This is a genomic window from Anaerostipes sp., assembly GCF_018381315.1.
In the GTDB taxonomy this organism is placed as follows: domain Bacteria; phylum Bacillota; class Clostridia; order Lachnospirales; family Lachnospiraceae; genus Anaerostipes.
Genome location: NZ_JAGZSD010000009.1, coordinates 1 through 21,666, shown reverse-complemented (window position 1 = coordinate 21,666; position 21,666 = coordinate 1). Strand labels below are relative to the sequence as shown.

At 41.0% G+C, this 21,666-nt stretch carries 23 protein-coding genes; 16 read left to right on the top strand and 7 right to left on the bottom strand.

The window, feature by feature from the left end; genetic code table 11:
* Position 1: 1 nt before the first annotated feature.
* Complete coding sequence (locus KH180_RS08785) at positions 2–229, top strand: KH domain-containing protein (RefSeq protein ID WP_006568928.1); 228 nt, start codon at positions 2–4, stop codon at positions 227–229.
* Between the two features lie 64 nt (positions 230–293).
* Here KH180_RS08785 and KH180_RS08780 read toward each other — a convergent pair whose 3' ends face one another.
* Both KH180_RS08780 and KH180_RS08775 read right to left on the bottom strand, forming a co-directional pair.
* Positions 294–1,379 (bottom strand): site-specific integrase, encoded by a 1,086-nt coding sequence (locus tag KH180_RS08780; RefSeq protein WP_290759325.1) that lies wholly within the window; start codon positions 1,377–1,379, stop codon positions 294–296.
* A gap of 829 nt (positions 1,380–2,208) precedes the next feature.
* A complete protein-coding gene (locus tag KH180_RS08775; RefSeq protein WP_290759323.1) occupies positions 2,209–2,859 on the bottom strand; it encodes a helix-turn-helix domain-containing protein in 651 nt (216 codons plus the stop codon).
* Positions 2,860–2,990: 131 nt separating this feature from the next.
* Between KH180_RS08775 and KH180_RS08770 the strand changes: the two genes are divergently transcribed.
* The 11 genes from KH180_RS08770 to KH180_RS08720 all read left to right on the top strand — a co-directional run bounded on the left by KH180_RS08770 (position 2,991) and on the right by KH180_RS08720 (position 10,876).
* Positions 2,991–3,182 (top strand): hypothetical protein, encoded by a 192-nt coding sequence (locus tag KH180_RS08770; RefSeq protein ID WP_290759321.1) that lies wholly within the window; start codon positions 2,991–2,993, stop codon positions 3,180–3,182.
* A gap of 206 nt (positions 3,183–3,388) precedes the next feature.
* Positions 3,389–3,616, top strand: a complete 228-nt coding sequence (locus KH180_RS08765) for a LysR family transcriptional regulator (protein ID WP_290759318.1) — start codon at positions 3,389–3,391, stop codon at positions 3,614–3,616.
* Positions 3,617–3,772: 156 nt separating this feature from the next.
* On the top strand, positions 3,773–4,576 hold the full coding sequence (locus KH180_RS08760) for a phage replisome organizer N-terminal domain-containing protein (protein ID WP_290759315.1): 804 nt from the start codon (positions 3,773–3,775) through the stop codon (positions 4,574–4,576).
* A 142-nt stretch (positions 4,577–4,718) separates the two neighbouring features.
* Positions 4,719–4,976, top strand: coding sequence for a hypothetical protein (locus tag KH180_RS08755; protein ID WP_290759312.1), 258 nt, complete (start codon positions 4,719–4,721; stop codon positions 4,974–4,976).
* A 111-nt stretch (positions 4,977–5,087) separates the two neighbouring features.
* On the top strand, positions 5,088–5,396 hold the full coding sequence (locus KH180_RS08750; protein WP_290759309.1) for an ImmA/IrrE family metallo-endopeptidase: 309 nt from the start codon (positions 5,088–5,090) through the stop codon (positions 5,394–5,396).
* 5 nt (positions 5,397–5,401) lie between these two features.
* Positions 5,402–5,596, top strand: coding sequence for a hypothetical protein (locus KH180_RS08745; RefSeq protein WP_290759307.1), 195 nt, complete (start codon positions 5,402–5,404; stop codon positions 5,594–5,596).
* Positions 5,597–6,566: 970 nt separating this feature from the next.
* Entirely contained in the window at positions 6,567–7,004 is a 438-nt protein-coding gene (locus KH180_RS08740; protein WP_290759305.1) for a hypothetical protein, read from the top strand.
* Between the two features lie 37 nt (positions 7,005–7,041).
* Positions 7,042–7,887 (top strand): hypothetical protein, encoded by an 846-nt coding sequence (locus tag KH180_RS08735; RefSeq protein ID WP_290759303.1) that lies wholly within the window; start codon positions 7,042–7,044, stop codon positions 7,885–7,887.
* A 79-nt stretch (positions 7,888–7,966) separates the two neighbouring features.
* Positions 7,967–8,851, top strand: coding sequence for a sigma-70 family RNA polymerase sigma factor (locus tag KH180_RS08730; RefSeq protein ID WP_290759301.1), 885 nt, complete (start codon positions 7,967–7,969; stop codon positions 8,849–8,851).
* Positions 8,852–9,052: 201 nt separating this feature from the next.
* Positions 9,053–9,808, top strand: a complete 756-nt coding sequence (locus KH180_RS08725) for an exodeoxyribonuclease III (RefSeq protein WP_290759298.1) — start codon at positions 9,053–9,055, stop codon at positions 9,806–9,808.
* A gap of 18 nt (positions 9,809–9,826) precedes the next feature.
* Positions 9,827–10,876 carry an endonuclease/exonuclease/phosphatase family protein gene (locus tag KH180_RS08720; RefSeq protein ID WP_290759538.1) on the top strand — a complete coding sequence of 350 codons (1,050 nt, stop codon included), beginning with the start codon at positions 9,827–9,829 and terminating at the stop codon, positions 10,874–10,876.
* Positions 10,877–10,924: 48 nt separating this feature from the next.
* On the opposite strand, the gene KH180_RS08715 is transcribed toward KH180_RS08720, so the two are convergent.
* The 3 genes from KH180_RS08715 to KH180_RS08705 form a co-directional block, all read right to left on the bottom strand.
* The gene (locus KH180_RS08715; RefSeq protein WP_290759295.1) at positions 10,925–11,398 is read right to left on the bottom strand and encodes a hypothetical protein; all 474 of its coding nucleotides are present in this window, start codon (positions 11,396–11,398) and stop codon (positions 10,925–10,927) included.
* A gap of 67 nt (positions 11,399–11,465) precedes the next feature.
* The gene (locus KH180_RS08710) at positions 11,466–12,734 is read right to left on the bottom strand and encodes an ArsB/NhaD family transporter (protein WP_290759293.1); all 1,269 of its coding nucleotides are present in this window, start codon (positions 12,732–12,734) and stop codon (positions 11,466–11,468) included.
* Positions 12,735–12,767: 33 nt separating this feature from the next.
* The gene (locus KH180_RS08705) at positions 12,768–14,036 is read right to left on the bottom strand and encodes an ArsB/NhaD family transporter (RefSeq protein ID WP_290759290.1); all 1,269 of its coding nucleotides are present in this window, start codon (positions 14,034–14,036) and stop codon (positions 12,768–12,770) included.
* A gap of 171 nt (positions 14,037–14,207) precedes the next feature.
* Here KH180_RS08705 and KH180_RS08700 point away from each other — a divergent pair, with 171 nt between their 5' ends.
* The 4 genes from KH180_RS08700 (at position 14,208) to KH180_RS08685 (ending at position 20,372) form a co-directional block, all read left to right on the top strand.
* Positions 14,208–15,113: a Ppx/GppA phosphatase family protein gene (locus tag KH180_RS08700; protein WP_290759287.1), complete on the top strand. Its 906-nt coding sequence runs from the start codon at positions 14,208–14,210 to the stop codon at positions 15,111–15,113.
* A complete protein-coding gene (gene ppk1 / locus KH180_RS08695; protein ID WP_290759284.1) occupies positions 15,100–17,217 on the top strand; it encodes a polyphosphate kinase 1 in 2,118 nt (705 codons plus the stop codon). The genes KH180_RS08700 and ppk1 overlap by 14 nt, the downstream gene beginning before the upstream one ends.
* Before the next feature lie 94 nt (positions 17,218–17,311).
* A complete protein-coding gene (locus tag KH180_RS08690; RefSeq protein WP_290759281.1) occupies positions 17,312–17,587 on the top strand; it encodes a hypothetical protein in 276 nt (91 codons plus the stop codon).
* 55 nt (positions 17,588–17,642) lie between these two features.
* The gene (locus tag KH180_RS08685; RefSeq protein WP_290759278.1) at positions 17,643–20,372 is read left to right on the top strand and encodes an InlB B-repeat-containing protein; all 2,730 of its coding nucleotides are present in this window, start codon (positions 17,643–17,645) and stop codon (positions 20,370–20,372) included.
* Between the two features lie 66 nt (positions 20,373–20,438).
* Here KH180_RS08685 and KH180_RS08680 read toward each other — a convergent pair whose 3' ends face one another.
* Together KH180_RS08680 and KH180_RS08675 are read right to left on the bottom strand one after the other, a co-directional pair.
* Complete coding sequence (locus KH180_RS08680) at positions 20,439–20,639, bottom strand: hypothetical protein (RefSeq protein ID WP_290759275.1); 201 nt, start codon at positions 20,637–20,639, stop codon at positions 20,439–20,441.
* A gap of 52 nt (positions 20,640–20,691) precedes the next feature.
* Positions 20,692–21,171 carry an S-ribosylhomocysteine lyase gene (locus KH180_RS08675; protein ID WP_290759272.1) on the bottom strand — a complete coding sequence of 160 codons (480 nt, stop codon included), beginning with the start codon at positions 21,169–21,171 and terminating at the stop codon, positions 20,692–20,694.
* Between the last annotated feature and the right edge of the window lie 495 nt (positions 21,172–21,666).

The following is a 21,666-nucleotide window of genomic DNA, read 5'->3' as shown; positions in this document are numbered from 1 at the left end:
CATGAAACATTTGTTAGAAGTGATTGCAAAAGCCCTCGTAGATCAACCGGACGAAGTAACAGTAATCGAGCGTGAGACTGAAGATGCTTTAATCTTGGAATTACATGTTGCCCCAGGAGATATGGGAAAAGTGATTGGCAAACAGGGAAGGATTGCAAAAGCGATCCGGACGGTTGTCAAAGCTTCCGTTGATAAAGGCGACAAAAAGATTGTTGTAGATATACAATAAAAATAAGAAAGCTCACAAATGGCTTAAATAGGTCGTTTGCGGGCTTTCTTTTTGTTTGAAAGTACTATTTTGGTACTAAGACGTTTAATTTCTCTAATTTGGACGCAACCTCATCCTGCTTATTCGGATAAAGGTGACTATATGTGTTCAGGGTGGTTTCTATGCTCTCATGTCCTAAACGTTCCGCAATGAGCAGCGGTGAAAAGCCAAGTTCGATGAGCAGACTTGCATGAGAGTGGCGTAAGTCATGTATCCGTATCTTTTTTACGCCGGCACCTTCACATCCTTTTTTGATCCACTTCTCAATGATCCATTTATTTGACTGTAGAATACGGTCAGAATCATTCAGGCCATATATAAGGCTCATATAATCTTGGAACATCTCTCCTAAAAATGGGGGAATAGATATGATCCGGTTTCCCTTTTTGGTTTTGGGCGGTGTTACAATATCTTTCTTGTCTCTCCGCTGGTAAGTCTTTGTAATGGAGATTGTTCCAGCCTGCAAGTCTATATCTTTGGGTGTCAGAGCCAGCAGTTCGCCGATTCTGGCCCCTGTATAGTAAAGGGCAGTAAACACCAAGGTAGGCTCAATATCGTCCTTAAAAAAGGCTATAAAGCGTTCAAACTCTTCCAATGTCCAGAAATCTATAGAATCTCTGCGGTGCCTGCCTATGCTACCGGCTTTCAAGCATGGATTTGCTGCCAGATTATAATACTTCACAGCATAATTCATGATATTGACCATCTGGTCACATACAGCTTTTAAGTAGGTTTGAGAAAACGGCTTGCCCTTTTCGGATTTATAAGTGGTCAGCTCATTCTGCCATGTTCTTATCTGCGGTGGAGTGATCTCATTAACGGACATATCACCAAAGAACGGCAGTATACGGTTGTTAATAATAGCTTTCTTGGTAACAATGGTTGAATATCTGAGCCGGTGTTGCATATCCTCTAAATACAAGTCTATAAAATCAGAAAATCTCATGTTGAGATCGGCGGCCTGCTGTTCAAGAAAATGCTGTTCCCATTCTTTGGCATCCTTCTTTCTTTCAAACCCCATTTTTTTCTTTTGTTTTCGTTTACCCTGCCAATCCTGATAATAAAATTTACAATACCACTTTCCAGTGGTTTCGTCTTTGTATGCAGGCATATTATATCATTCCTTTCTGTCATTTATCGTTGATTAATGTAGGTTTTTCATGGAAAAATGAAATACTTTCTTTGAAAAACAGCATAAAAATAACACCTATTGCAGGTGCTACTTGGAAATGATATAATCTAATTGCTTATGTTAGATTCATTCCCGGCAGCAGTCCGGCAATAGTATCTATGAGATTCCGTCCGGTTGCCGCCGGGCGGTTTCTTGACATATTGGGGAACCTTGCGTATAATATACTTAACAAGACAACCGGATGGATGACCTCTACTCATCCGTTTCGGTATTTTAAGTTCCTAAAAAATAGGCGCCTATCCTACCAAAGACTGGGCGTCTATTTTTTGTGTGTTAAAATCAAAGCAATAACAGCACAAAGCATAATTACAAAGTTGAATAAATCACCATATGTAACCATGTTATCACCCCTTCCTACAAGACTAGAAACGGATGAAAAACGCCCTTCCGGTTGCCTGGGTAAGCATATTATATTGTCAAGGTCCATACAGCGGAAAATTCCGCTCTATTCTATCCACTGAGCGCATAATTGCGCTGAGATCTTAGCTCTATTAGAGAACGCAAATATGCGTTTTCATGCGCCCTATGCTGGGACGCTCTGACCCGGCGTTTTGCCCGGTCAGGATTGTCCTGACGTAAATTTCTACGGCAGTATAAAACTGCTGACTCGGCAGTTTTGCAGAGTCAAAGGTAGCGTTTTCCGACCTTTGCTGGGTAATTCTTCCCTGTCCTCTATAAAGCCGTTTACGATAATTCTACGGTAGTCATAACCCAATGGGTTTTCTGGGTTTCTGTAGTAAGCGGTGGGTTATAAGTCCTTCAAGTCTTCCTCTATTAGTTCCCGCTGCTCTGGATCGTCTATATTATCATTATGGGCCGCTATTGGCACTAAATGACTTTGATCTGACATTTGTTGATATTTACTGCTATCAACAAGATCATTGGCATATTCAAATACTTTTTTCTTTCCTTCATCGTTCAATTTTCCTGTGCTTTCAAGTATTCTTTTTTCCAAAAATGAAAGATCCTGAATATTCATTGCCATTCTATTAGATATTTGGTTTATTGTTTCCGATGATTTATTGTTTTTGATTAAATATGCGTTAAGAGCCAATGCTTCCTTTCTATTTTTGATTTCTTCCTCATATATCTTCAATGATTCTAAGCGAGTATTCAAGGGAATATCATCGTTATCTTTTAAATCTTTGTATTCAAGTTGAAGAATACGAAGCTCTCTTTCTATCACACTACTTTCTACAAGATCAGAGATAGTTATACCTAATATTTTTACAATTTTTTCTAACTGTTCTTTTTTAGGAACTCTGTTATTGTTCTCATAATTTGAATATGTGGAATAAGGAATACCAACGGCTTTTGCCATTTGCTTTTGTGTAAAACCTTTTTGTTTACGAAATTCTTTTATTCTGCCTCCGATTTTAATAATTTCATTTAATCCCATTATTTTCACCTCATATTGTTATTTTATCACAACTATTCAAAAGTGAAAATATTTTTCTTGACATATTCATTTTAGAATAGTATGATTTATTTGTCAAGAAAAAATATTCAATAATGAATAGGAGGTTAGAAATGAAATTGGATAGAAAGAAGTTTGATCTTGCCAGAGCCAGGGCCTGCATAACACAAAAAGGCTTTGAGGATCAAGGTATAGCAAAGGGAACGTTATGCCGAGCAATGGGTGGAAAAAACGTAAAGCCAGAAACGGCTGGCAAAATTGCTAAGGCTTTAGGTGTCGATGTACTCGACATCCTTGAGGATTAAACAGGACCAAACTTGGACTGGTTAAGGCCAACGGAAATTACCGCCCACACTATGATGAGGAATGACTACTAAGAATTTAGTAGCCGGTTCTCTCCTATATGAGTAGAAACCACAAAATTATGAAAGGAAAAGTTTGTAAGGGTAGGAATACTATTCACACCCTTTTCACTTTAGAATGAATCACAACGAAAGGAAAAGGTGAACATATGGAAAAACAATTTATCAATGCCAAAGAAGTAGCTGCTGTTATTGGTGTCAGCGTATCCAAGGCTTATGGGATCATCAAGGAATTAAATAGCCAGTTAAAGGCAGCAGGCTATATTGTAATACCTGGACGTGTAAACCGGGCTTATTTCAATGAAAAATGCCTGTACGGAGCCAGCAGTGGACGTCCAGAGGACAACCAATGGACAGGCAAAGGGCAGGCAGGATAACAAGCAAAGTAACAGCGAAGGTAACAACCAAAACGACAGTGAAACACCGCATAAAACCAAGTGTTTAAGCCGTTTGACGGCATATAGGTAACAAGCAAAGCATCACTGAAAGTAACAACGAATGTAGCAGCAAAAGAACAGGAAGGGGGCAAACAAGTGGCAGACAATAAGCCTTATTATTATATGAGGTTAAAGGAATATTTTTTTGATAGTGATGAACTTGTCATCATTGAAAGTATGGAAAATGGCTATATGTATTCAAATATTCTTTTGAAAATGTATTTGAAAAGCTTAAAAAGAGACGGAAAACTAATGCTGGCAGAAGATATACCATATACAACAGAGATTCTTTCAAAGGTGATACATCATAATGTTTCTGATGTAGAAAAGGCTCTGGATCTATTTGAAAGTCTTGGGTTGATAGAAAGGATAAAAAGTTCCGGGGCCATTTTCATGGCTAATATACAAAATTATATAGGAAAGAGCAGCACAGAAGCAGACCGGCAGAGATCATATCAAAGAAGGATTCAAGAGGAACGTAATAAATCTAACAGTAATCATTGTAAGGAACCTAGTGAGATTTCTAACACTTGTAAGGAATCTAACGAAAATTGTAAGGAATCTTGTAAGGAACCTAGTGAGATTTCTACACCAGAGAGAGAGACAGAGAGAGAGTTAAATTCAGAGAGAGAACTAAATACAGAGGGAGAGTCTGAGAGGGAAGGATCTTCTGTTTCTCAAACAACAAGGGATGATGCATATATGACCATCCAGTACAATAACGGAAGAAGTGAATATAACATTTCTTTTGATGATTACAGCTATTATAAAACCCTCAACAAGGGCAACATTGTTTATTTACTTACGGAGATCAAGGACCATATAGAATCAGGACAAGTGAAAGTTTCACACAATGGCGATGTTCACGACTATATCATAGAGCAACTGAAAGGAGCATAAAGCATTGATAAACAGGTTATTAAGCAAAGCACTTATATTATCCGGTGTACTCCTTCTAGGGGCTGGTGTAGTCCCATTCTGGGTATCCATGTCACTGGTGATCGGTGGTTTTGCCTGGATGGATTAAGTTAGGGGGATACTTATGGAACTGATAAAAGAAATTTATGGTTGCTACTTTGAGGAATCCAGAGACTGTAAGGATGTAGCGCAGGCAAATGATGTATTTGAGATCTATATAAGGAAAAATAAAGGCCATGAAGTCACAGAGGATGTTTTATGCCACCTGTCCTATTTAAAGAGTTCCTATGGTACAGAATGCAGGCGCCAGGGGTTTTATGACGGGTTCCGGTATGCAGTGCGGATGCTGGAAGAGATCAAGCGATTTGGAATGGAACAATAAAAAAATGCCCTTACCAGTGCGGGAACACTGGCAGGGGCGCAATAGCTGAAAAAGTGCTATCAAAAATCCAATTTGAGTATAGCATCTTTCCGGCAGAAAGGAAAGTATCTAATGCAAGAATCTAAAATTTTTGAAAATCTATTAAAAATAGCAAAAGGAAAACAGATAGAAGAAATCATATTTAAAGATTTCAAAGCAACGGCTGATGGATATCTCAAGGGAAGCAGAATAGGGATAAGGCTAGGGATATCCTTAAAAGAAATTAATTATACAATCGCCCATGAATTGGCACATTTATATTTACATTATGACAAGGCAAATACGATTAAATCATCGGATCATCAGAAGTATGAAGAACAGGCAGATAGGGTAGCGATGTTGATTTCAGACGTTTTACAATGTAGCACAGAAAGGAATTAACCATTATGGATATTCAAGGCATATTAACAAACTGGCAGGATGTAATTTCATTTAAAGAACTTGAGGATATAGCAGAAAGAGTAGACAAAGAGTATTATTTTTCTTCTGCTCATTATCGGATGTATAAAATGTTCCAAATTGGTTTTGGATATGGAAAACATGCGGAACGCAATATAAGAAAGGGCAAGCACCATGATTAAAATAAAAGTATCCTATGAGCGCACAGACGAGCTCATAGAGGTCTTGAAACTGTTAGGACCTAAGATAGTAGGCTACAAGGTCAAAAAGGGAAATACGGGGCGATTCCGTAAAGCATACATAGAGTTGAGGTAATACCAGAGGTGGGCGGTGAATCACAGTATACCCATCTACCTAAATCATCTGGGGTAACGAATTGTTACCCCATTGTGCCCCCCTGACCGAACTAAACGTTATGTCAGGCTGACCCGTCAAAACACCGGGTCAGATTACATTGAAACCTGAAAAAACCTGAACCACGAGCGAACCACGAAAAAGCTATTTAAGTGAGAGGGAACAGAGAAAAGCCTTATCAAGACATCCTAAAAAGTTAATAATTGTTAAGATTTGCAAGAGCATGCTAACAACTGCTAACAAGTGATATCCAGAGATTTCAGAGGCCCTAAAAAGGAATAGTACTACCATATAGGCTCTAATGAATCCTAATGATTCTGACATTTCTGACACCATAAAAAGCACACACAAAAGCGAGCACTGAAAAGGAACGTTCGGAAACGTTACCAATCAGGAAACCGGATGATCTGAGAGATACAACCCCTTGTGAATCCTTGTATAATCTACGGTTTATGGTGATCCACCACCTACTCGGAAATACTCAGAAATATTAGTCCCTAAAAGGAGAATGATGGAATAAAAAACGCATATCATTAGTTTACAAACGAACGAATATTTGATATACTTGTATTAGAGCAAATAGAATAAAAGTACCGCAGTGGTTCACATAGCCACTGTAAACCGAAAGGTGTGGGAAAGTATAGGGGCCTTATTAGCCTGTATATACTCCTGCACCTTTTTATTTGCTCTATAATTTCTCCTTTTGTATTCATAGAAACATAGTGTCGCTATGGAACATATCCCAGGCATGATATAAAACTGCCTATATCAACTAATACTCATCAGGAGGTAAAACACATGGATAACATGGAACAGAACAATTCAACCCCATCAGAGGGGGAACAGACAACGGAGCCGACCGGGAAAAACGGCACAGAGCCAAGAACATTCACACAGGAAGACGTTGACCGCATCGTACAGGATCGACTATCCAGAGAGAGAAAGAAGTTTCAACAAGAGGAAACAGACCCATTGGAACAGCGGGAGCAGGAACTAAAACAGCGTGAAATGGCTTTTGATATAAAAGAACTATTGAACAAAGAGAAATACCCGGCTGAATTGGCTGACATACTGCAATATTCCAATATGAACGAATTTAAAAAGCAGTATGAAGCATTAAAGGTATTTTTACAAAAGCCTGATTCTCCCAGGATTGTAGCATCTACTTACACACCTGCTGCGGGCAGAAACCCATCTAGCCCGGATCCAATCAGGAAAGCCATGGGATTAAGTTAGGGTATTTCTTTATCATACAGATAAGGAGCATATAAGAATGGCTATAGATTTAGCAACCAAATTTTCCCCATATGTGGATGAAAAATTTTCAACAGAGAGTAAAAAGGCTCTATTGACCAACCAGGACTTTGATTTTATCAATGCCCATACAGTAAAGGTGTATAAGATCTCAACCGCTTCAATGAACGATTACGACAGGCCCGGAACCGGAAGTAATTGGTCACGGTATGGAGCTGTACAGGGATTGGATGCCACCACAGAAACCTTCCAGTTACGAAAGGATCGTTCCTTTACCTTTGCCATTGATAAATTGGACGCAGATGAAACCGTTAATCAGCTTGCTGCGGCTGCTGCACTGGAAAGACAGACCAGAGAGGTGGTCATTCCAGAGGTAGACAGTTATGTATATAGTGTAATGTGTGAGGGAGCAGGAACAAAGCCAACGGCAAAGGCTCTTACAAATACCACAATATATGATGATATCCTTGCTGCCAGTGAAGCGCTGGATACCGCAGAGGTTCCGGAGACAGGACGGTTTATCGTGGTTTCTCCAAAGACATACACTCTCATGAAGAAATGTAAAGATATTATCATGGAGACGGACATCGGGCAGGATATGAAAAAGATGGGTGTTATTGCTGAACTGGATGGTTGTCAGATCATCAAGGTTCCGGTGGGCAGAGTTCCAGAAGACTTTGGATTTATGATGTGCCACCCGTGCGCTACCGTAGCCCCAACAAAGCTGGAAGATTATAAGATCCATGCAGATCCACCAGGGATCAGTGGTTCTCTGGTAGAAGGACGTATTAACTATGATGCCTTTGTATTAGAGAATAAAGCCAAGGCTATTTATTACCAGGCCGTGGCACCAACAAGCAAATAACCAGCCTTTACAGGCACTCAACGGCCCTGTATGCCTATATTGGTATATGGGGCTGTTTCTATAGACGGAGGGTGAAACAATGGACAATGAAACGCTTGTGCAGCAGATTAAACAAGGGTATGATGTAAAGGAGAATATGGGCCGTCTCTATGAGCAGAACAAAGGACTTATTTATAATATTGTGAAGAAGTACCGGTATATTGACCATATGACGGACTTAGAAGACCTGATGAATCAAAGTTATATTGCATTGGCTGAGACTGTAGAAAAATATGACCCTGCTGCCGGCGCTTCTTTCTCAACGTTTGTCATGTGCTGCATTGGCCAGAGTATCCATAGATACCTTGATAATACCGGGCGATCTATGCGGATCCCGGTACATATACAGGAAAAGATCTATAAATACAACCAGGTGACCAGCCACTTCCTGGCAGAATACAACCGGGAACCTACAGATCAGGAATACATGCGGTGGATGCATATGAGTGAAAAACAGCTTTATAGCTTAAGAAAGACAATGCACGTAACCGCCGTAGAATCCATTGAAAAGCCCTTAGACGAAGATATGACCATAGCTGATGCTATCGCCGATCCTGGGGCAGATATGGAAGTTGTGGATGAACATATAGACCAGGACCAGCTGAAACAATCACTTTGGCCTGCTGTAAAGGCAGCAGTCAAAGACATGAATGATTATGAGGTGTTGATCTCCCGCTATCAGGAGGACTGCACCTTAAAAGAAGCTGGGAGACGCAAGGGAGTGACTGCAGAGCAGGCCAGAGCCAGGCAGTCAAGAGCACTGAGACAGCTAAGAAGCAACCGGAAGATCATAGAGATTGGAAAGGCTGAGGGGCTTTTTCATAGCTCGGAACCAAGCCGTAAGGAAAGAAGCAGGCTGAGATTTCAGCCGGATGATTATACCGAGGAAGAATTGAAATATATGGCTATGGCGGGGGTTATGTAAAAGTACTAAAAAGGTACTATAATAATTTGTAAACAGAAATAAAAGAAATAATCTCATTAAAAAAGTGGACAGAATGAACATAAAACAGCTATTATAATAAGGTAGAAACATCTCAGGATAGATATACAATAAAGGTTAAAATCCTGTAATCAAGGTGTTATACTGAGATTACAGGATTTTTAATTTCAAAGGAGAAAGACGATGATTCAGTTAGTATCTTGGAATGTAAACGGGCTGAGAGCCTGTGTAAAAAAAGGTTTTTTAGATGTGATGGAACAGCTGGATGCAGATATCTTCTGTATTCAGGAGACAAAGCTTCAGGAAGGTCAGATTGACCTGGAGCTTCCTGATTATTATCAATACTGGAATTATGCTGAGAAAAAGGGCTATTCCGGAACGGCGGTCTTTACAAAAATAAAGCCTGTCTCCGTGAGAAACGGCATTGGAGTGGATGAGTTTGACCATGAGGGAAGAGTCATCACATTGGAGTTTGAAGAGTATTTTCTCGTCACATGTTATACCCCGAATTCACAGAGTGAGCTTGCAAGACTGTCCTACCGTATGGAATGGGAGGAAAATTTCAGAGAGTATCTGCTTACACTGGAGCAGGAGAAACCAGTGATCCTATGCGGCGACCTGAATGTGGCGCATACAGAGATTGACCTGAAAAATCCAAAGACAAACCGAAAGAATGCAGGATTTACGGATGAGGAGAGAGAAAAGTTCACAAAACTTTTAGAGAGCGGATTTATTGACACTTTCCGTTATTTCTATCCGGATATCACAGAGGCTTACAGCTGGTGGTCCTATCGGTTCAAGGCCAGGGAAAAGAATGCGGGATGGCGTATTGATTATTTTTGTGTATCTGAGGGCCTTGAGGAACGGCTGGCAGAGGCCGTTATTCATACAGATATTTATGGCTCCGATCATTGTCCGGTCGGACTGTTTCTGGAATAAGAGAAAGGGATGAGGCTGATGAAGAGGCTGAAGAAAGCAGCAAAGGCAGCTGCAGCGGTGATTACCCTCATAGTTTTTGTGTTTGTGGGACTGCTGATTTTTGTCACAGTGAAAGAGTACCGTCCGGAAAAGAAAGAGACAGTAAAGAAATCAGGCGGAGACAGGACAGTTTCCAGGGAGAAGCCCTTTACCCTGGTAAGTCTGAATACCGGATATGCCGGCCTCGGGAAAGAGGAAGATTTCTTTATGGACGGAGGCACAAAGGTGCGGCCGGACAGCAAAGCTCAGGTAGAGAAAAATATGGCCGGGATTGCCGGGATGCTGAAAGAAAACAAGGCGGATGCCTATTTTCTGCAGGAAGTAGATCTTAATTCCAAACGGTCTTATTTTACGGATCAAAAGAAATACTATGAAAACGAATTAGGGCTTGGCGGGATGTTTGCATATAATTTTAAAGTGGCATACGCCCCATATCCATGGCCGACCATCGGCCATGTAGAAAGCGGCCTTACAACACTGACAGACAGCAAAGTAAACAATGCAGTAAGAATTGCCCTTCCGGAGTCTTTTGCATGGCCTTTGAAAACGTGCAACCTGAAACGCTGTCTTTTAAAGACCAGGCTGCCTATAAAAGGAACAAAGTCAGAACTTGTTCTGATCAATCTGCATCTGGAAGCCTATGATTCCGGAGAAGGGAAAGAGGCACAGAGCAAAATGCTCCTGAAAGTGCTGGAAGAAGAATATAAAAAGGGAAACTATGTGATTGCAGGGGGAGATTTTAATCAGACTTTTCAGGGCATCACAAAATATCCGATCCGCAATAAAGAGGACTGGGTACCGGGAGCTATCGGAAACGAGATTCTTCCGGATGGATTTAAATTTGCTGTGGATGATACATATCCTACCTGCAGGCTTTTAAATGAATCCTATACGAAAGGTTCACAGGTATATGTGATCGACGGATTTATCGTATCACCCAATGTGAAAGTAGAACAAGTGAAAGTCATAAACCATGACTTCCAGTATACGGACCATCAGCCGGTCCGGTTAAAAGTAAGGCTTAAATAATTATAGAAAAAGGAGGCTCCCTGTAAGATGTACAGGAGAGCCTCCTTTTTAATCGTCCTCATTTAAATCAATCTTTTCGGAAGCCTGATAGAGTTTAATGATGTCAGTCAGCGATTCTTCCATTTTTTCCTGAATGCCTTCGAGCTTATCTGGTTCCACATTATAATTTAAAAACAGTTTTTCTATATTTTCTGTTACGTGGTGCCCTAAGTGCGAGATAATCAGGAAGGTGTCGAAGTTTTTGCTGTTCTTAGCATTCACAAAACGCTTTAAATCGCTTTTGATGAATTCAAGAATTTCACGGTCGCTGGCAAACTTTCCATGAATCATCGCATAAGGCTGTACCCGCTGCAGAAAGTATTTGTTGTGGCGGGTGATGTTGAATACATAGGATACGATCAGACCGTCACCTAAGTCAAATTCTGCAATGTGCATGATACTGTTGTACTCTTTGATTGAAGTGGCGCCCAGCTGGCGCAGGTTGATATTAATAAAATCGCCGGTTACTGTGTTTTCATTCATAAAAAATCCTCCTTATAAAGTACATATGGCAGTGATAATGGTAAATAAAATTAAGGCCATTTGTTTGTTATGCAAACTTGATCAGCAGAAATACGGAGCAGACCACAATGGAGACCAGCATCATCGGGAATCCCACCTTAAAATATTTTCCGAAAGAGATCGGATATCCTGCATTTTTGCTGATGCCGGCTAATACTACGTTTGCAGAAGCACCGATCAGGGTGCCGTTTCCTCCCAGACATGCGCCCATTGACAGTGCCCACCAGAGAGGCTCTGCCTGGATTCCGCCGGCCTGCATTGTGAGAATCATCGGAATCAAAGTGGCCACAAACGGAATATTGTTGAGGAATGAAGAAATCAAGGCAGAAACCCATAATATAAGCATCATAGTAAAAATCATATTTCCGCCGGTCAGATTCATCAGACCATGGGCCAGAATCTTGATGATCCCTACTTTGTCTAATGCCCCTACAACAATAAACAAACCAATGAAAAACAAAATGGTGGACCATTCTACATTTATTATAACATCCTCAGGGTCTTCTTTTCCAAGAAACATCATAATGCAGGCTGCAGTAAGCGCAATCGTTGCAGACGTTACGTGCAGCTGTGAATGAAAGATGAAGGCTGCAGCGACAAGGATCAGAATAATAATACTCTCAGCCATCAATTTCTTATCTTTGATGGATTTGGTTTCGTCCAGCTGCATGACTTTCTGTATATTCTTTTCGTCCACCGTCAGGCTTTTTCTGTAGATAAAACGGTAACAGATGACAGAGACAATCATGACCAGTACAACGGCTGCACCGGTATTCTGGATAAAATCCATAAAACTTAAATTTGCAGCAGTGCCGATCATAATATTAGGCGGGTCACCGATCAGTGTGGCGGTTCCTCCGGCATTTGATGCCATGATTTGAGTCAGCATGTAAGGGACCGGATCCACCTCCAATATATTTGTGATAGCCAGAGTCATAGGTCCTACGAGAAGAATCGTAGTGACATTGTCAAGAAGTCCTGACAAAACCGCGGTAATAATGATAAAAACAACCATGATCGGCCAGGGGCGCCCTTTGGCAAGCTTTGCAGACTTGATCGCTATGTATTCAAAAATACCGGAAGTTTTGATTACAGAGACCATAAGCATCATGCCGACTAGTATTCCGATGGTTTCTGCATCAATAAAGCCTACACAGTCCTCTATGGAAAGTATGTGGGTCAGGACAAGAAGGATGGCTCCAGAAACAGCAGCAAGGGTATTGTTGACCTTGTTTGTAATGATGGCCGCCATTGTAATAACGAAAATAAGAATCGCAAGAATTTGTTCTGCAGACATAAAAACCTCCTTATTAAGAAACAGTATGAAAACTCATGCAAACCTGATCAGCAGGAAAATGGAGCAGATAAATACAGATAAAATCATCATAGGGAAACCGATTTTAAAATATTTACCGAAAGAGATCGGATATCCTGCATTTTTGCTGATGCCGGAAAGGACTACGTTGGCAGAGGCCCCGACCAGTGTTCCGTTGCCGCCGAGACACGCTCCCAGGGAAAGTGCCCACCAAAGGGGCGTCACATCGACTCCGTGAGCCTGGATCGTCATGATCATCGGAATCAGTGTTGCCACAAAAGGAATATTATCCAGGAAGGATGAAACCACAGCAGAGATCCAGAGGATCAGAATCATTGTCATGGTCATATTTCCTCCGGTTACAGAGAGAAGTCCGTTGGCAAGGACCGTGATAACCCCGACTTTCTCCAGACCGCCTACAACAATAAACAGTCCTACAAAGAAAAGAATCGTCGGCCATTCCACACTCAAAATAATATCTTCAGGATCCTGTCCGCCGATGATCAGCATCAGGCAGGCAGCAGCCAAAGCGATAGTTGCGGACTGCATTTTCAGCTGGTCATGAAAAATGAAACAAAGAGCTACAATAACCAGAATGACCACACTTTGAATCAGCAACTTTTTACTTTTAATGGCCTTGGATTCATCCAGTTTCATGACTTCTTTCATATTTTTGTCTTCTACTGTCAGACTGCTTCCATATATGAAGCGGAAACAGATCAGGGCTGCAATCATAACAAAAACGACTGCAAAGCCTGTATTTAGAATGAAATCAACAAAACTGAGCTTTGCCGCACTGCCGATCATAATATTCGGTGGGTCACCGATCAGGGTAGCGGTACCGCCGATATTGGATGCCATGATCTGTGTAATAATGTATGGGACCGGATTAACACCCAAGATATTGGTGATGGCTAAAGTCATTGGGCCAACCAGGAGTACAGTAGTTACATTGTCCAGAAGCCCGGATAAAACAGCAGTGATAAGAATGAATGTTACCATGATTGGCCAGGGGCGTCCTTTGGCCAGTTTTGCGGCTTTAATTGCAATATATTCAAAGATGCCCGAATTCTTGACAATCGCAACCAAAAGCATCATCCCCACCAAAATGCCGATGGTCTCAATGTCCACGGCCTCTACACATTCATCAATGGTAAGAATATGGGTTAAAATTAAAAGGACCGCACCTGTGATTGCGGCAACGGTGTTGTGTACTTTGTCTGAAATAATTGCAGTCATAGTAATCAAGAAAATAACAACTGCAATGATCTGTTGTGGTGACATGATATTTCCCCCTAATCATTAAAATTTATTCATATTGTACCATTTACAGTCAGGATTTTCACAGTTTCTATGGATGTTTTTTATTCAGAACAAAGACACTTACCTAAATTTAACAAAAAGCAAAAAGAAATATTACATGCAGTTATTATAATTAGTGCATGGAGGTAGATTATGTGTATAGGAATGATTGATATTGGATCTAATACGGTCCGGCTGGCTGTATATGAGGTGAAAGGCAAAAAGTATAAGAAGATTTTTTCTAAGAAAAAGACACTGGGGCTCATCAGCTATGTGGAAAACAGGAAGCTTTCTAAAGAAGGCATAGATAAGCTGACTTCTATAATAAAAGAGTTTGACGGTATTCTGACACTGCTTTGTATCAGCCAGCGCCATTATTTTGCGACAGCTTCTCTGAGAGAAATAAAAAATGAGAGCGAAGTCACTGGCCGGCTTCAGGAGAGCACTGGCACTACAATCAAAGTAATCTCAGGGGAAGAAGAGGGATATCTGGATTATCTGGCCGTATCAAAAAACAATAATATAAAAGAAGGTATTATTGTTGATATTGGCGGCGGAAGCACTGAGCTGATAGAGGTTAAGGATGAAGAAGCAGTTTCTTTTTGTTCCTTTCCTATTGGATCACTGAATTTATTTCAGCGGTATGTGGAATTTATTCTGCCGAAAGAAAAGGAAATGAATGCAGTCTCAGAGGAGATCAAAGAGTATACAGGAGAAATAGATTATTCAGGCCAGAAAACTGTGATAGGGGTTGGAGGGACCTGCAGAGCAGCGGCATCCATATGCAGCAGTTTGTTTTATCAAGGAGAAAAGGTTAAGAAGGTTACATTAAAAGATTTAAAACGTATGGTATCTATGGCGGCAGAGGACCCGCAGAGACTTTCCCATGAAATATTAAAAAAGAAACCGGACAGAATCCATACACTGATTCCGGGAATGCTGATTCTCATTCAAATCTTAAAGAAAGCTGGAGCTCTTTCTATGGAAGTTGACAATGCAGGGGTCAAAGAAGGATATTTGCTGAAGCACGTGTTAGGAGCAGCGGATGAAAAAATATGATGTTTCGTTTACACAGGACAGGGAGCTGTCCTGGCTTAAGTTTAATGAACGGGTCCTTGGGCAGGCAAAAAACCGCAATGTACCTTTGTTTGAACGGCTGAGATTTCTGGATATTTTCACAAATAATCTGGATGAGTTCTTTATGGTGAGAGTGGGAAGTATACATGAGATGATCCTGATTCAGGACAGCCACAGAGATATCCGTTCTAATTTAACTCCGGAGGGACAGCTTTCAGAAATCCGGAGTATGGTCCGTACTTTATATAAAGAACGTGATGAAATTTATAAAGAATTAAAAAATGAAGTTCAGAAAATCGGAATGTTCCATGCACAGAAGAGTGATTTGTCAGAGCGAGAACGGAAATATCTTAAAGTATACTTTGACAGTATGATACTTCCGGTGCTTTCTCCTATGGTCGTGACAAGGCAGCATCCATTTCCCAATATTCCAAATAAAGAACTGCAGATTGGACTGATTCTTAAAAAGAAAGAAAAGCAGTCGTTCGGCATGGTTCCTGTGCCGGGGGATTTAGAACGTCTGATCTTTGTTCCGGGAAACGAAAAAAGGTTTCTTCTGCTGGAAGAAGTTATGGAATTATTTTGTGATTCCTTATTTGAACATTATGAGGTTATGGAAAAAACGATTTTTGGCGTCACAAGAAGTGCCGATATCAACCCGGATGATGAAATATATGAGACGGATGAAGACTATCGGATGCATATGAAAAAAATCATCAAACTGCGCAGACGCCTGGAACCTGTGCGGGTGGAATTTTATAGAAGCATGCCGGAGAGTCTGAAAGATTACCTGAACGAAAAATTGGAACTTACAGATCATGACAGTTTTAAAAGTAATACGCCGCTTCAGCTGAAGTATCTGGATACATTGATAAAAAGCTGTCCTAAAAGCACCAGGGCCGACTTGAGCTATCCAAAGATGATTCCTTCAGGAAGCCGCAGCTTCATTCCCAATTTGTCCGTCACGAAACAGATTTTAGAAAAAGACAGGATGCTTTCTTTTCCCTTTGAGTCCATGGAGCCTTTTATTACTTTGCTGAAAGAAAGTGCAGAAGACAAAGAGACCATATCCATTAAGATCACGATTTACCGGCTTGCCAAACAGGCAAAGATCGTAAAATATTTATGTGAGGCAGCAGAGAATGGAAAAGAAGTTTTGGTTATTATGGAACTAAGGGCCAGGTTTGATGAAGAAAATAATATAAATTATGCAGAGATACTTGAGGAAGCCGGATGCAAAGTGATCTACGGATTTGAAAAATACAAGATCCACTCAAAGATTTGTCTGGTCACAAAGAAATCCGGAAAGAGGATTCGTTATATTACTCAAATTGGAACCGGTAATTATAATGAAAGTACATCTAAAGTTTACACAGATTTAAGCCTTATGACTGCTTCGGAGAAGATCGGAAGAGATGCCGCCCGATTTTTTCACAACATGGCGACCGCGAATGTAGACGGTGACTATAAATATCTGCTGGTGGCACCAAAGGAAGGGCTTAAGGACAGGATATTAGAAATGATTCATACAGAAGCGGTCAAAGCGGAAAGCGGCCAGGCATCTTATATTTTTATGAAAATGAATTCGCTTACCGACCGGCAGATCATAGATGCCCTCTCAGAAGCGTCCTGTGCGGGAGTCAGAATTTTTCTGCTCATCAGGGGCATCTGCTGCCTTGTTCCGGGAATCAAAGGAAAAACAGAACACATACATGTTCAGAGTATTGTGGGAAGATTCCTTGAGCACTCAAGGATTTATTGCTTCGGGGCAGGTGATGAAATGAAAATTTATATTTCCAGTGCAGATATGATGACAAGGAACACCAGAAGACGAATTGAGATTGCCTGTCCGGTCTGTGACGATCTGATTCGAAAGAGAATGAAAGCCATGATTCAAATCATGTGGAAAGATACGGTCAATACATCTGTTTTGAAAGAAGATGGGATATATTACAGAAAAGAAGATGGAGGGACGTTGGATTCACATACTTATTTTTTGGCAGAAGCAGCCCGGGAACAGGCTCAGCCTGCAGAAAAGAACAGAGGACTGCTGCATTATTTTTTAACTGCCGTTCAGAAAAGATAGAAAGAAGTTTCTAACTTTTATTCAGAAGATCTTCTCTTATAACGCTTTATTTTATGAAATATCTATATGGGATAAAATTAGGAGGGAAATGATCATGAAGAGAAGATGGAAACGGCTTGCTGTATTCTTGGCAGTAGTTGTTCTTGGGGCGGGAAACCATGTTTTGTTTGCCGTGGAAGAGAAAGAAACCAAACAAGGTTTGGAAAATGGAATGGAAACAGAGAGTTCCATGGCAGTAGATGCTGAATCGGAAAAAATGAAGGAAGAAGAAAAAAGTGAAACTACAGCAGAGGTTTTGGCACCTGTGCCTTACGAACAGACAGAGAATCAGACTGAACTTCCAGAAATTGGGGGGGGGGGCAAGCAATAAGTTAGAATCGAACCTCAAAAAGACTCCCAATAGAAAAGAGATAAAGAAGAGTACAGTGAAGAAAACTAAAACGGGACAAACTTTGCTGGATGTAAGCCAGGGTGATATCAGAATTACACTTCATGGGGCATCGGTGACTGCATCCGGAGGGACAGAAATTCTGAATGAGACAGAGTTTAATGCCAAAGGGTATGAGATTACTGGGACAACCACAAAATATAATGTTGTGGCAGAGAAGGATGTAACTGCAGATATTACACTGAATAATGTAAATATTACCTGCAATACAACAAAAAAGGACTGCATTAATGTGTCCCATGCCAATGTAACAATGACGCTGGTAGGAACAAATCAGCTGATTTGCAATTCAGGTACCAGTGCAGATGCAACAGGCGGGCCAGATTATGGGGCGGCACTGGCTAAAGACGGAATGGACGGACAGCTGACAATACAGTGTGTGAATGCGGAGAAGAAGGGACATAAGTGTGATGACAGCTGCGGTTCTTTGCTGGCAAAGGGGAATCCTGATTTATTCCATGCCGGAGCAATAGGCAATGCGATGAGAAATATAAATACTCCGAGTGAATGTGGATTTGCAAATTTCACAGTAAAGGGCGGCAATATTGAGGCCCTGGCAGGAAAGCATTCCCCGGGAATCGGATCTATCTGTATATCAGAGCATCAGGGGGGAGGATATACAAAAAATATTCGTATTACAGGCGGAAATATAAGAGCGGTAGGAACACAATATGGTTCAGGCATTGGATCTGGCTATGGAAACAAAGTCGATGGGATCTATATATCCGGGGGAACGGTCAATGCAGTAGGAGGCAACGGAGCTCCGGGTATCGGAGCTTCCAACTGTGGGAATCCAGGAGTTTTCCCTAATCAGTCTATGACTACATCGAATATTGAGATCAGCGGCGGAGATACAGTGGTTATTGCAGTTGGTGATTCTGGGAGTAAGATGCCGGGAATTGGATCAGGAGCTGGAAATTCCAAGGTTTCCAATGTTTATGCATCTCCGGATTTCGGTTATCAGGGCTATGTTCAGGATGGAACAACGCTGAGCGATTATACTTTTATGAAAGGAACTCCTTTCGCATCCTCTACAGCCATTACGATAGGAAAATTCTGCACTAAAGTATATTTTGGCCCGTACCGGGATGTAAATGGGATCGACTCCGACACAAAGGAGCAGATCGGGGCCAATCATGCTGTCAGCAAGACTGGAGGGAAAGGATTTTCCCAGGACGAGTTAAAAAAGCTGACAAAGGTTACTGGGAAAAAAGAAGACGGTACAAGTTTTGAAGATAATGAGCTGGTGTTTAAAGATCCTGGACAGATAGACACTTTAAACAAAGCAAAAAAGGACGGGGAAATTGGTGAATATCCGCTGACCTATACAACACCAAACGGGACGGAAGTCACCGTGACTGTTTATTTGAGGGGATGCGGAACTGATGCTGCGGAGTTTGATCCGGAACATCCAACACCTACGATCGGAGCCAATGATTTTGAAAAAGAAACAGGGGGCAGTCCTTTTACTGAGGAAGAATTAAAAAATTACGGAGCTGTCAAAGGAAAAGATAAAGACGGGAATACGGTGTCTCTGGATGGATTTTCCCTGGATCCGGAACAGCTGAAACAAATTAATGAGGCTAAAACTGCAGGAAAGCCAGGCATCTTTGACCTGACATATACGGCAGAAAACGGGAGCAAGGTTACGGTGAAGGTCTCCTTAATGAGTTATGATGAGGTGGCAGAAAATGAGGATAATGATGAGATAATAAAGGCCATGCACATCATCAGCAAAACCGGGGGAGAAGCTTTTACTGAAAAGCAGTTAAAAGAATTGTCGGTTGTGAAAGCGTTTGATGAAACAGGAGCTGAAATTCCAAGAGAAGATTTGATCATCTCCGATCCTGAACAGGTCCGCAGGATAAATGAAGCAAAAACAGCAGGAGAGGTTGGAGATTTTCTGCTGTCCTTTCAGACGCCTAATAAAACTGAAGTAACTGTCAAAGTCTTTCTGCGGGAAGAGGGGAGCGATGGTGCCAAGGCTGAAACTGAAAATCCTAAGGGATTAATTGCCGCCAACAATGGAACCCATAAAACCCGTGGGGAAGCCCTCAGTGAGACCGAACTGATCAATCTGTGCAAAGCAGCGGGAAAGGATGCCAGCCGGAACAATGCACAGGTCAAAGCAGATGAAAAGCAGATGTCTGCTATTAATAAAGCAAAAATTTCGGGGAAGACCGGAACTTTTGATCTTACATTCTCACTGGCAGACGGGACAAGTGTGACCGTTAAATTTGTCCTGACCGGGGATCACACTGTATCTTTTGATCCAAACGGAGGAGATTATACGCCGGAGACACAGATATTGGCCGGAGGGAAGAAAGCCGTTGAACCGAAAGAGCCAAAAAGAGACGGGTACACCTTTGAAGGGTGGTATTATAAGGATGAGAATGGAAAGGACGTGCGATGGGATTTTAAAACCCCGGTGCATAAAAATCTAAAATTAATAGCCAAATGGAAGAAGATACCGGCCGAAGGACAGGACAGCGGAAAGAATAATGAAAAGAATACTTCTGGTTCAGGAGAAAAGAAAGAAAACTCTGATGGAAACTGGAATTATCATGAAGTAACCAAAAATGGTTCAGAGAATGGTCCGGCCCCAAAAACAGGGGATACATCCGGAGTTTCAGGCCTGCTGGCAATAGCCGGAGTCAGCGGCATTGGAGGAATGGTTCTCTGCCTGAGAAGAAGGAGAAACAAATAACAGAGCTTATAAAGATTTACGGACGATATTTATATAAAAATATCGTCCGTAAAATATTTCCTGGAATTATATTTTATCTACGATCTTATCATATAAGTCCAGACAGCAGTGACATTCTTCTTCTGAAAAATGAGAACAGTTAAGACAGCTTTCACATTTGGTATCATCCCCGGTGCTTACATTTTTTATAGAATGATCACGTCCGCAGGGACAGTACTGGCTGCAGTTGACTGCTACTTCTTCATATATTTTATTCTGATCTGACATCTGACAAAGCCTCCTTCTTATAATAAAAGTTACTTTATCAGTATTGACATAATTATTCCGGATAATTCAAATTTTTCTCATTGGCTGTATACAGGGATTCAGACAGATATTTGTCTGCCAGGAACTTTGCCATCGGAAGGTTCATGTCGAGATAATTTCCGCAGTCCCTCGGAGATGCTCCCGGTACTTCGCCTTGAAAATCACGTATAAACTCAAAGGTTTCTGTGACAAGGCCAAGGATTTCGCTGGATGTTTGTTTACCGGTGAGAATCAGATAAAAACCAGTCCGGCATCCCATAGGCCCAAAGTAGATCACCCGATCTCTATATTCAAAGTGATTCCTTAAGAATGTAGCTCCAAGATGTTCGATCGTATGCATCTCTGCAGTATTCATTACCGGTTCCTTGTTTGGGGCAGTCATTCTGAGATCATAGGTAGTTAATGTTTCTATTCCAATTGAATCTCTGCGGGATACATATACACCAGGCAGCAGATCTAAATGGTTTACTGTAAAGCTTGCGATTTTTTTCATAAAGGAAAACCTCCGTTATTATATTTGGTGAGATATTGTTATTATAACAGAGAGAACGTAAAAAGCACAAAAAGTTAGTTGAATCAGCAGCATTACAGAAAATTTAAAAAAAATGAAAAAACCTGTTGACATATGCCGACAGCAATGGTAAGATTATCAACGTTGCTGACAAAACAGCAGCGCTTCACAACTTCATCTTGCTTCTCAATAACCTTTCTTTTTTGAAATATGTTGTTGACATTCATGGTTCACCATGATATGATATAAAAGTTGCTGACGGAGATCGGACAGCACAAGAAATGTCAGTCTTTCAAACTTCTTCAAAAAAATGAAAAAAGTTCTTGACAGACAACATGAGATGTGATAATATAATATAGCTGTCGCTCATAAGAGTAAGACAAAAAACGACAGCAGAACATTGACAACTAAACAATAAGACAACCTTGAAAATTCTAAGAGATTTTCAGCATCTTTTGAAAAAGATGCAACGGACGT

Coding starts and splice junctions, on each gene's coding strand:
- KH180_RS08785 (WP_006568928.1), top strand. CDS start 2: ATGAAACATTTGTTAGAAGTGATTGCAAAAGCCCTCGTAGATCAACCG.
- KH180_RS08780 (WP_290759325.1), bottom strand. CDS start 1,379: ATGCCTGCATACAAAGACGAAACCACTGGAAAGTGGTATTGTAAATTT.
- KH180_RS08775 (WP_290759323.1), bottom strand. CDS start 2,859: ATGGGATTAAATGAAATTATTAAAATCGGAGGCAGAATAAAAGAATTT.
- KH180_RS08770 (WP_290759321.1), top strand. CDS start 2,991: ATGAAATTGGATAGAAAGAAGTTTGATCTTGCCAGAGCCAGGGCCTGC.
- KH180_RS08765 (WP_290759318.1), top strand. CDS start 3,389: ATGGAAAAACAATTTATCAATGCCAAAGAAGTAGCTGCTGTTATTGGT.
- KH180_RS08755 (WP_290759312.1), top strand. CDS start 4,719: ATGGAACTGATAAAAGAAATTTATGGTTGCTACTTTGAGGAATCCAGA.
- KH180_RS08750 (WP_290759309.1), top strand. CDS start 5,088: ATGCAAGAATCTAAAATTTTTGAAAATCTATTAAAAATAGCAAAAGGA.
- KH180_RS08745 (WP_290759307.1), top strand. CDS start 5,402: ATGGATATTCAAGGCATATTAACAAACTGGCAGGATGTAATTTCATTT.
- KH180_RS08740 (WP_290759305.1), top strand. CDS start 6,567: ATGGATAACATGGAACAGAACAATTCAACCCCATCAGAGGGGGAACAG.
- KH180_RS08735 (WP_290759303.1), top strand. CDS start 7,042: ATGGCTATAGATTTAGCAACCAAATTTTCCCCATATGTGGATGAAAAA.
- KH180_RS08730 (WP_290759301.1), top strand. CDS start 7,967: ATGGACAATGAAACGCTTGTGCAGCAGATTAAACAAGGGTATGATGTA.
- KH180_RS08725 (WP_290759298.1), top strand. CDS start 9,053: ATGATTCAGTTAGTATCTTGGAATGTAAACGGGCTGAGAGCCTGTGTA.
- KH180_RS08720 (WP_290759538.1), top strand. CDS start 9,827: ATGAAGAGGCTGAAGAAAGCAGCAAAGGCAGCTGCAGCGGTGATTACC.
- KH180_RS08715 (WP_290759295.1), bottom strand. CDS start 11,398: ATGAATGAAAACACAGTAACCGGCGATTTTATTAATATCAACCTGCGC.
- KH180_RS08710 (WP_290759293.1), bottom strand. CDS start 12,734: ATGTCTGCAGAACAAATTCTTGCGATTCTTATTTTCGTTATTACAATG.
- KH180_RS08705 (WP_290759290.1), bottom strand. CDS start 14,036: ATGTCACCACAACAGATCATTGCAGTTGTTATTTTCTTGATTACTATG.
- KH180_RS08700 (WP_290759287.1), top strand. CDS start 14,208: ATGTGTATAGGAATGATTGATATTGGATCTAATACGGTCCGGCTGGCT.
- ppk1 (WP_290759284.1), top strand. CDS start 15,100: ATGAAAAAATATGATGTTTCGTTTACACAGGACAGGGAGCTGTCCTGG.
- KH180_RS08690 (WP_290759281.1), top strand. CDS start 17,312: ATGAAGAGAAGATGGAAACGGCTTGCTGTATTCTTGGCAGTAGTTGTT.
- KH180_RS08680 (WP_290759275.1), bottom strand. CDS start 20,639: ATGTCAGATCAGAATAAAATATATGAAGAAGTAGCAGTCAACTGCAGC.
- KH180_RS08675 (WP_290759272.1), bottom strand. CDS start 21,171: ATGAAAAAAATCGCAAGCTTTACAGTAAACCATTTAGATCTGCTGCCT.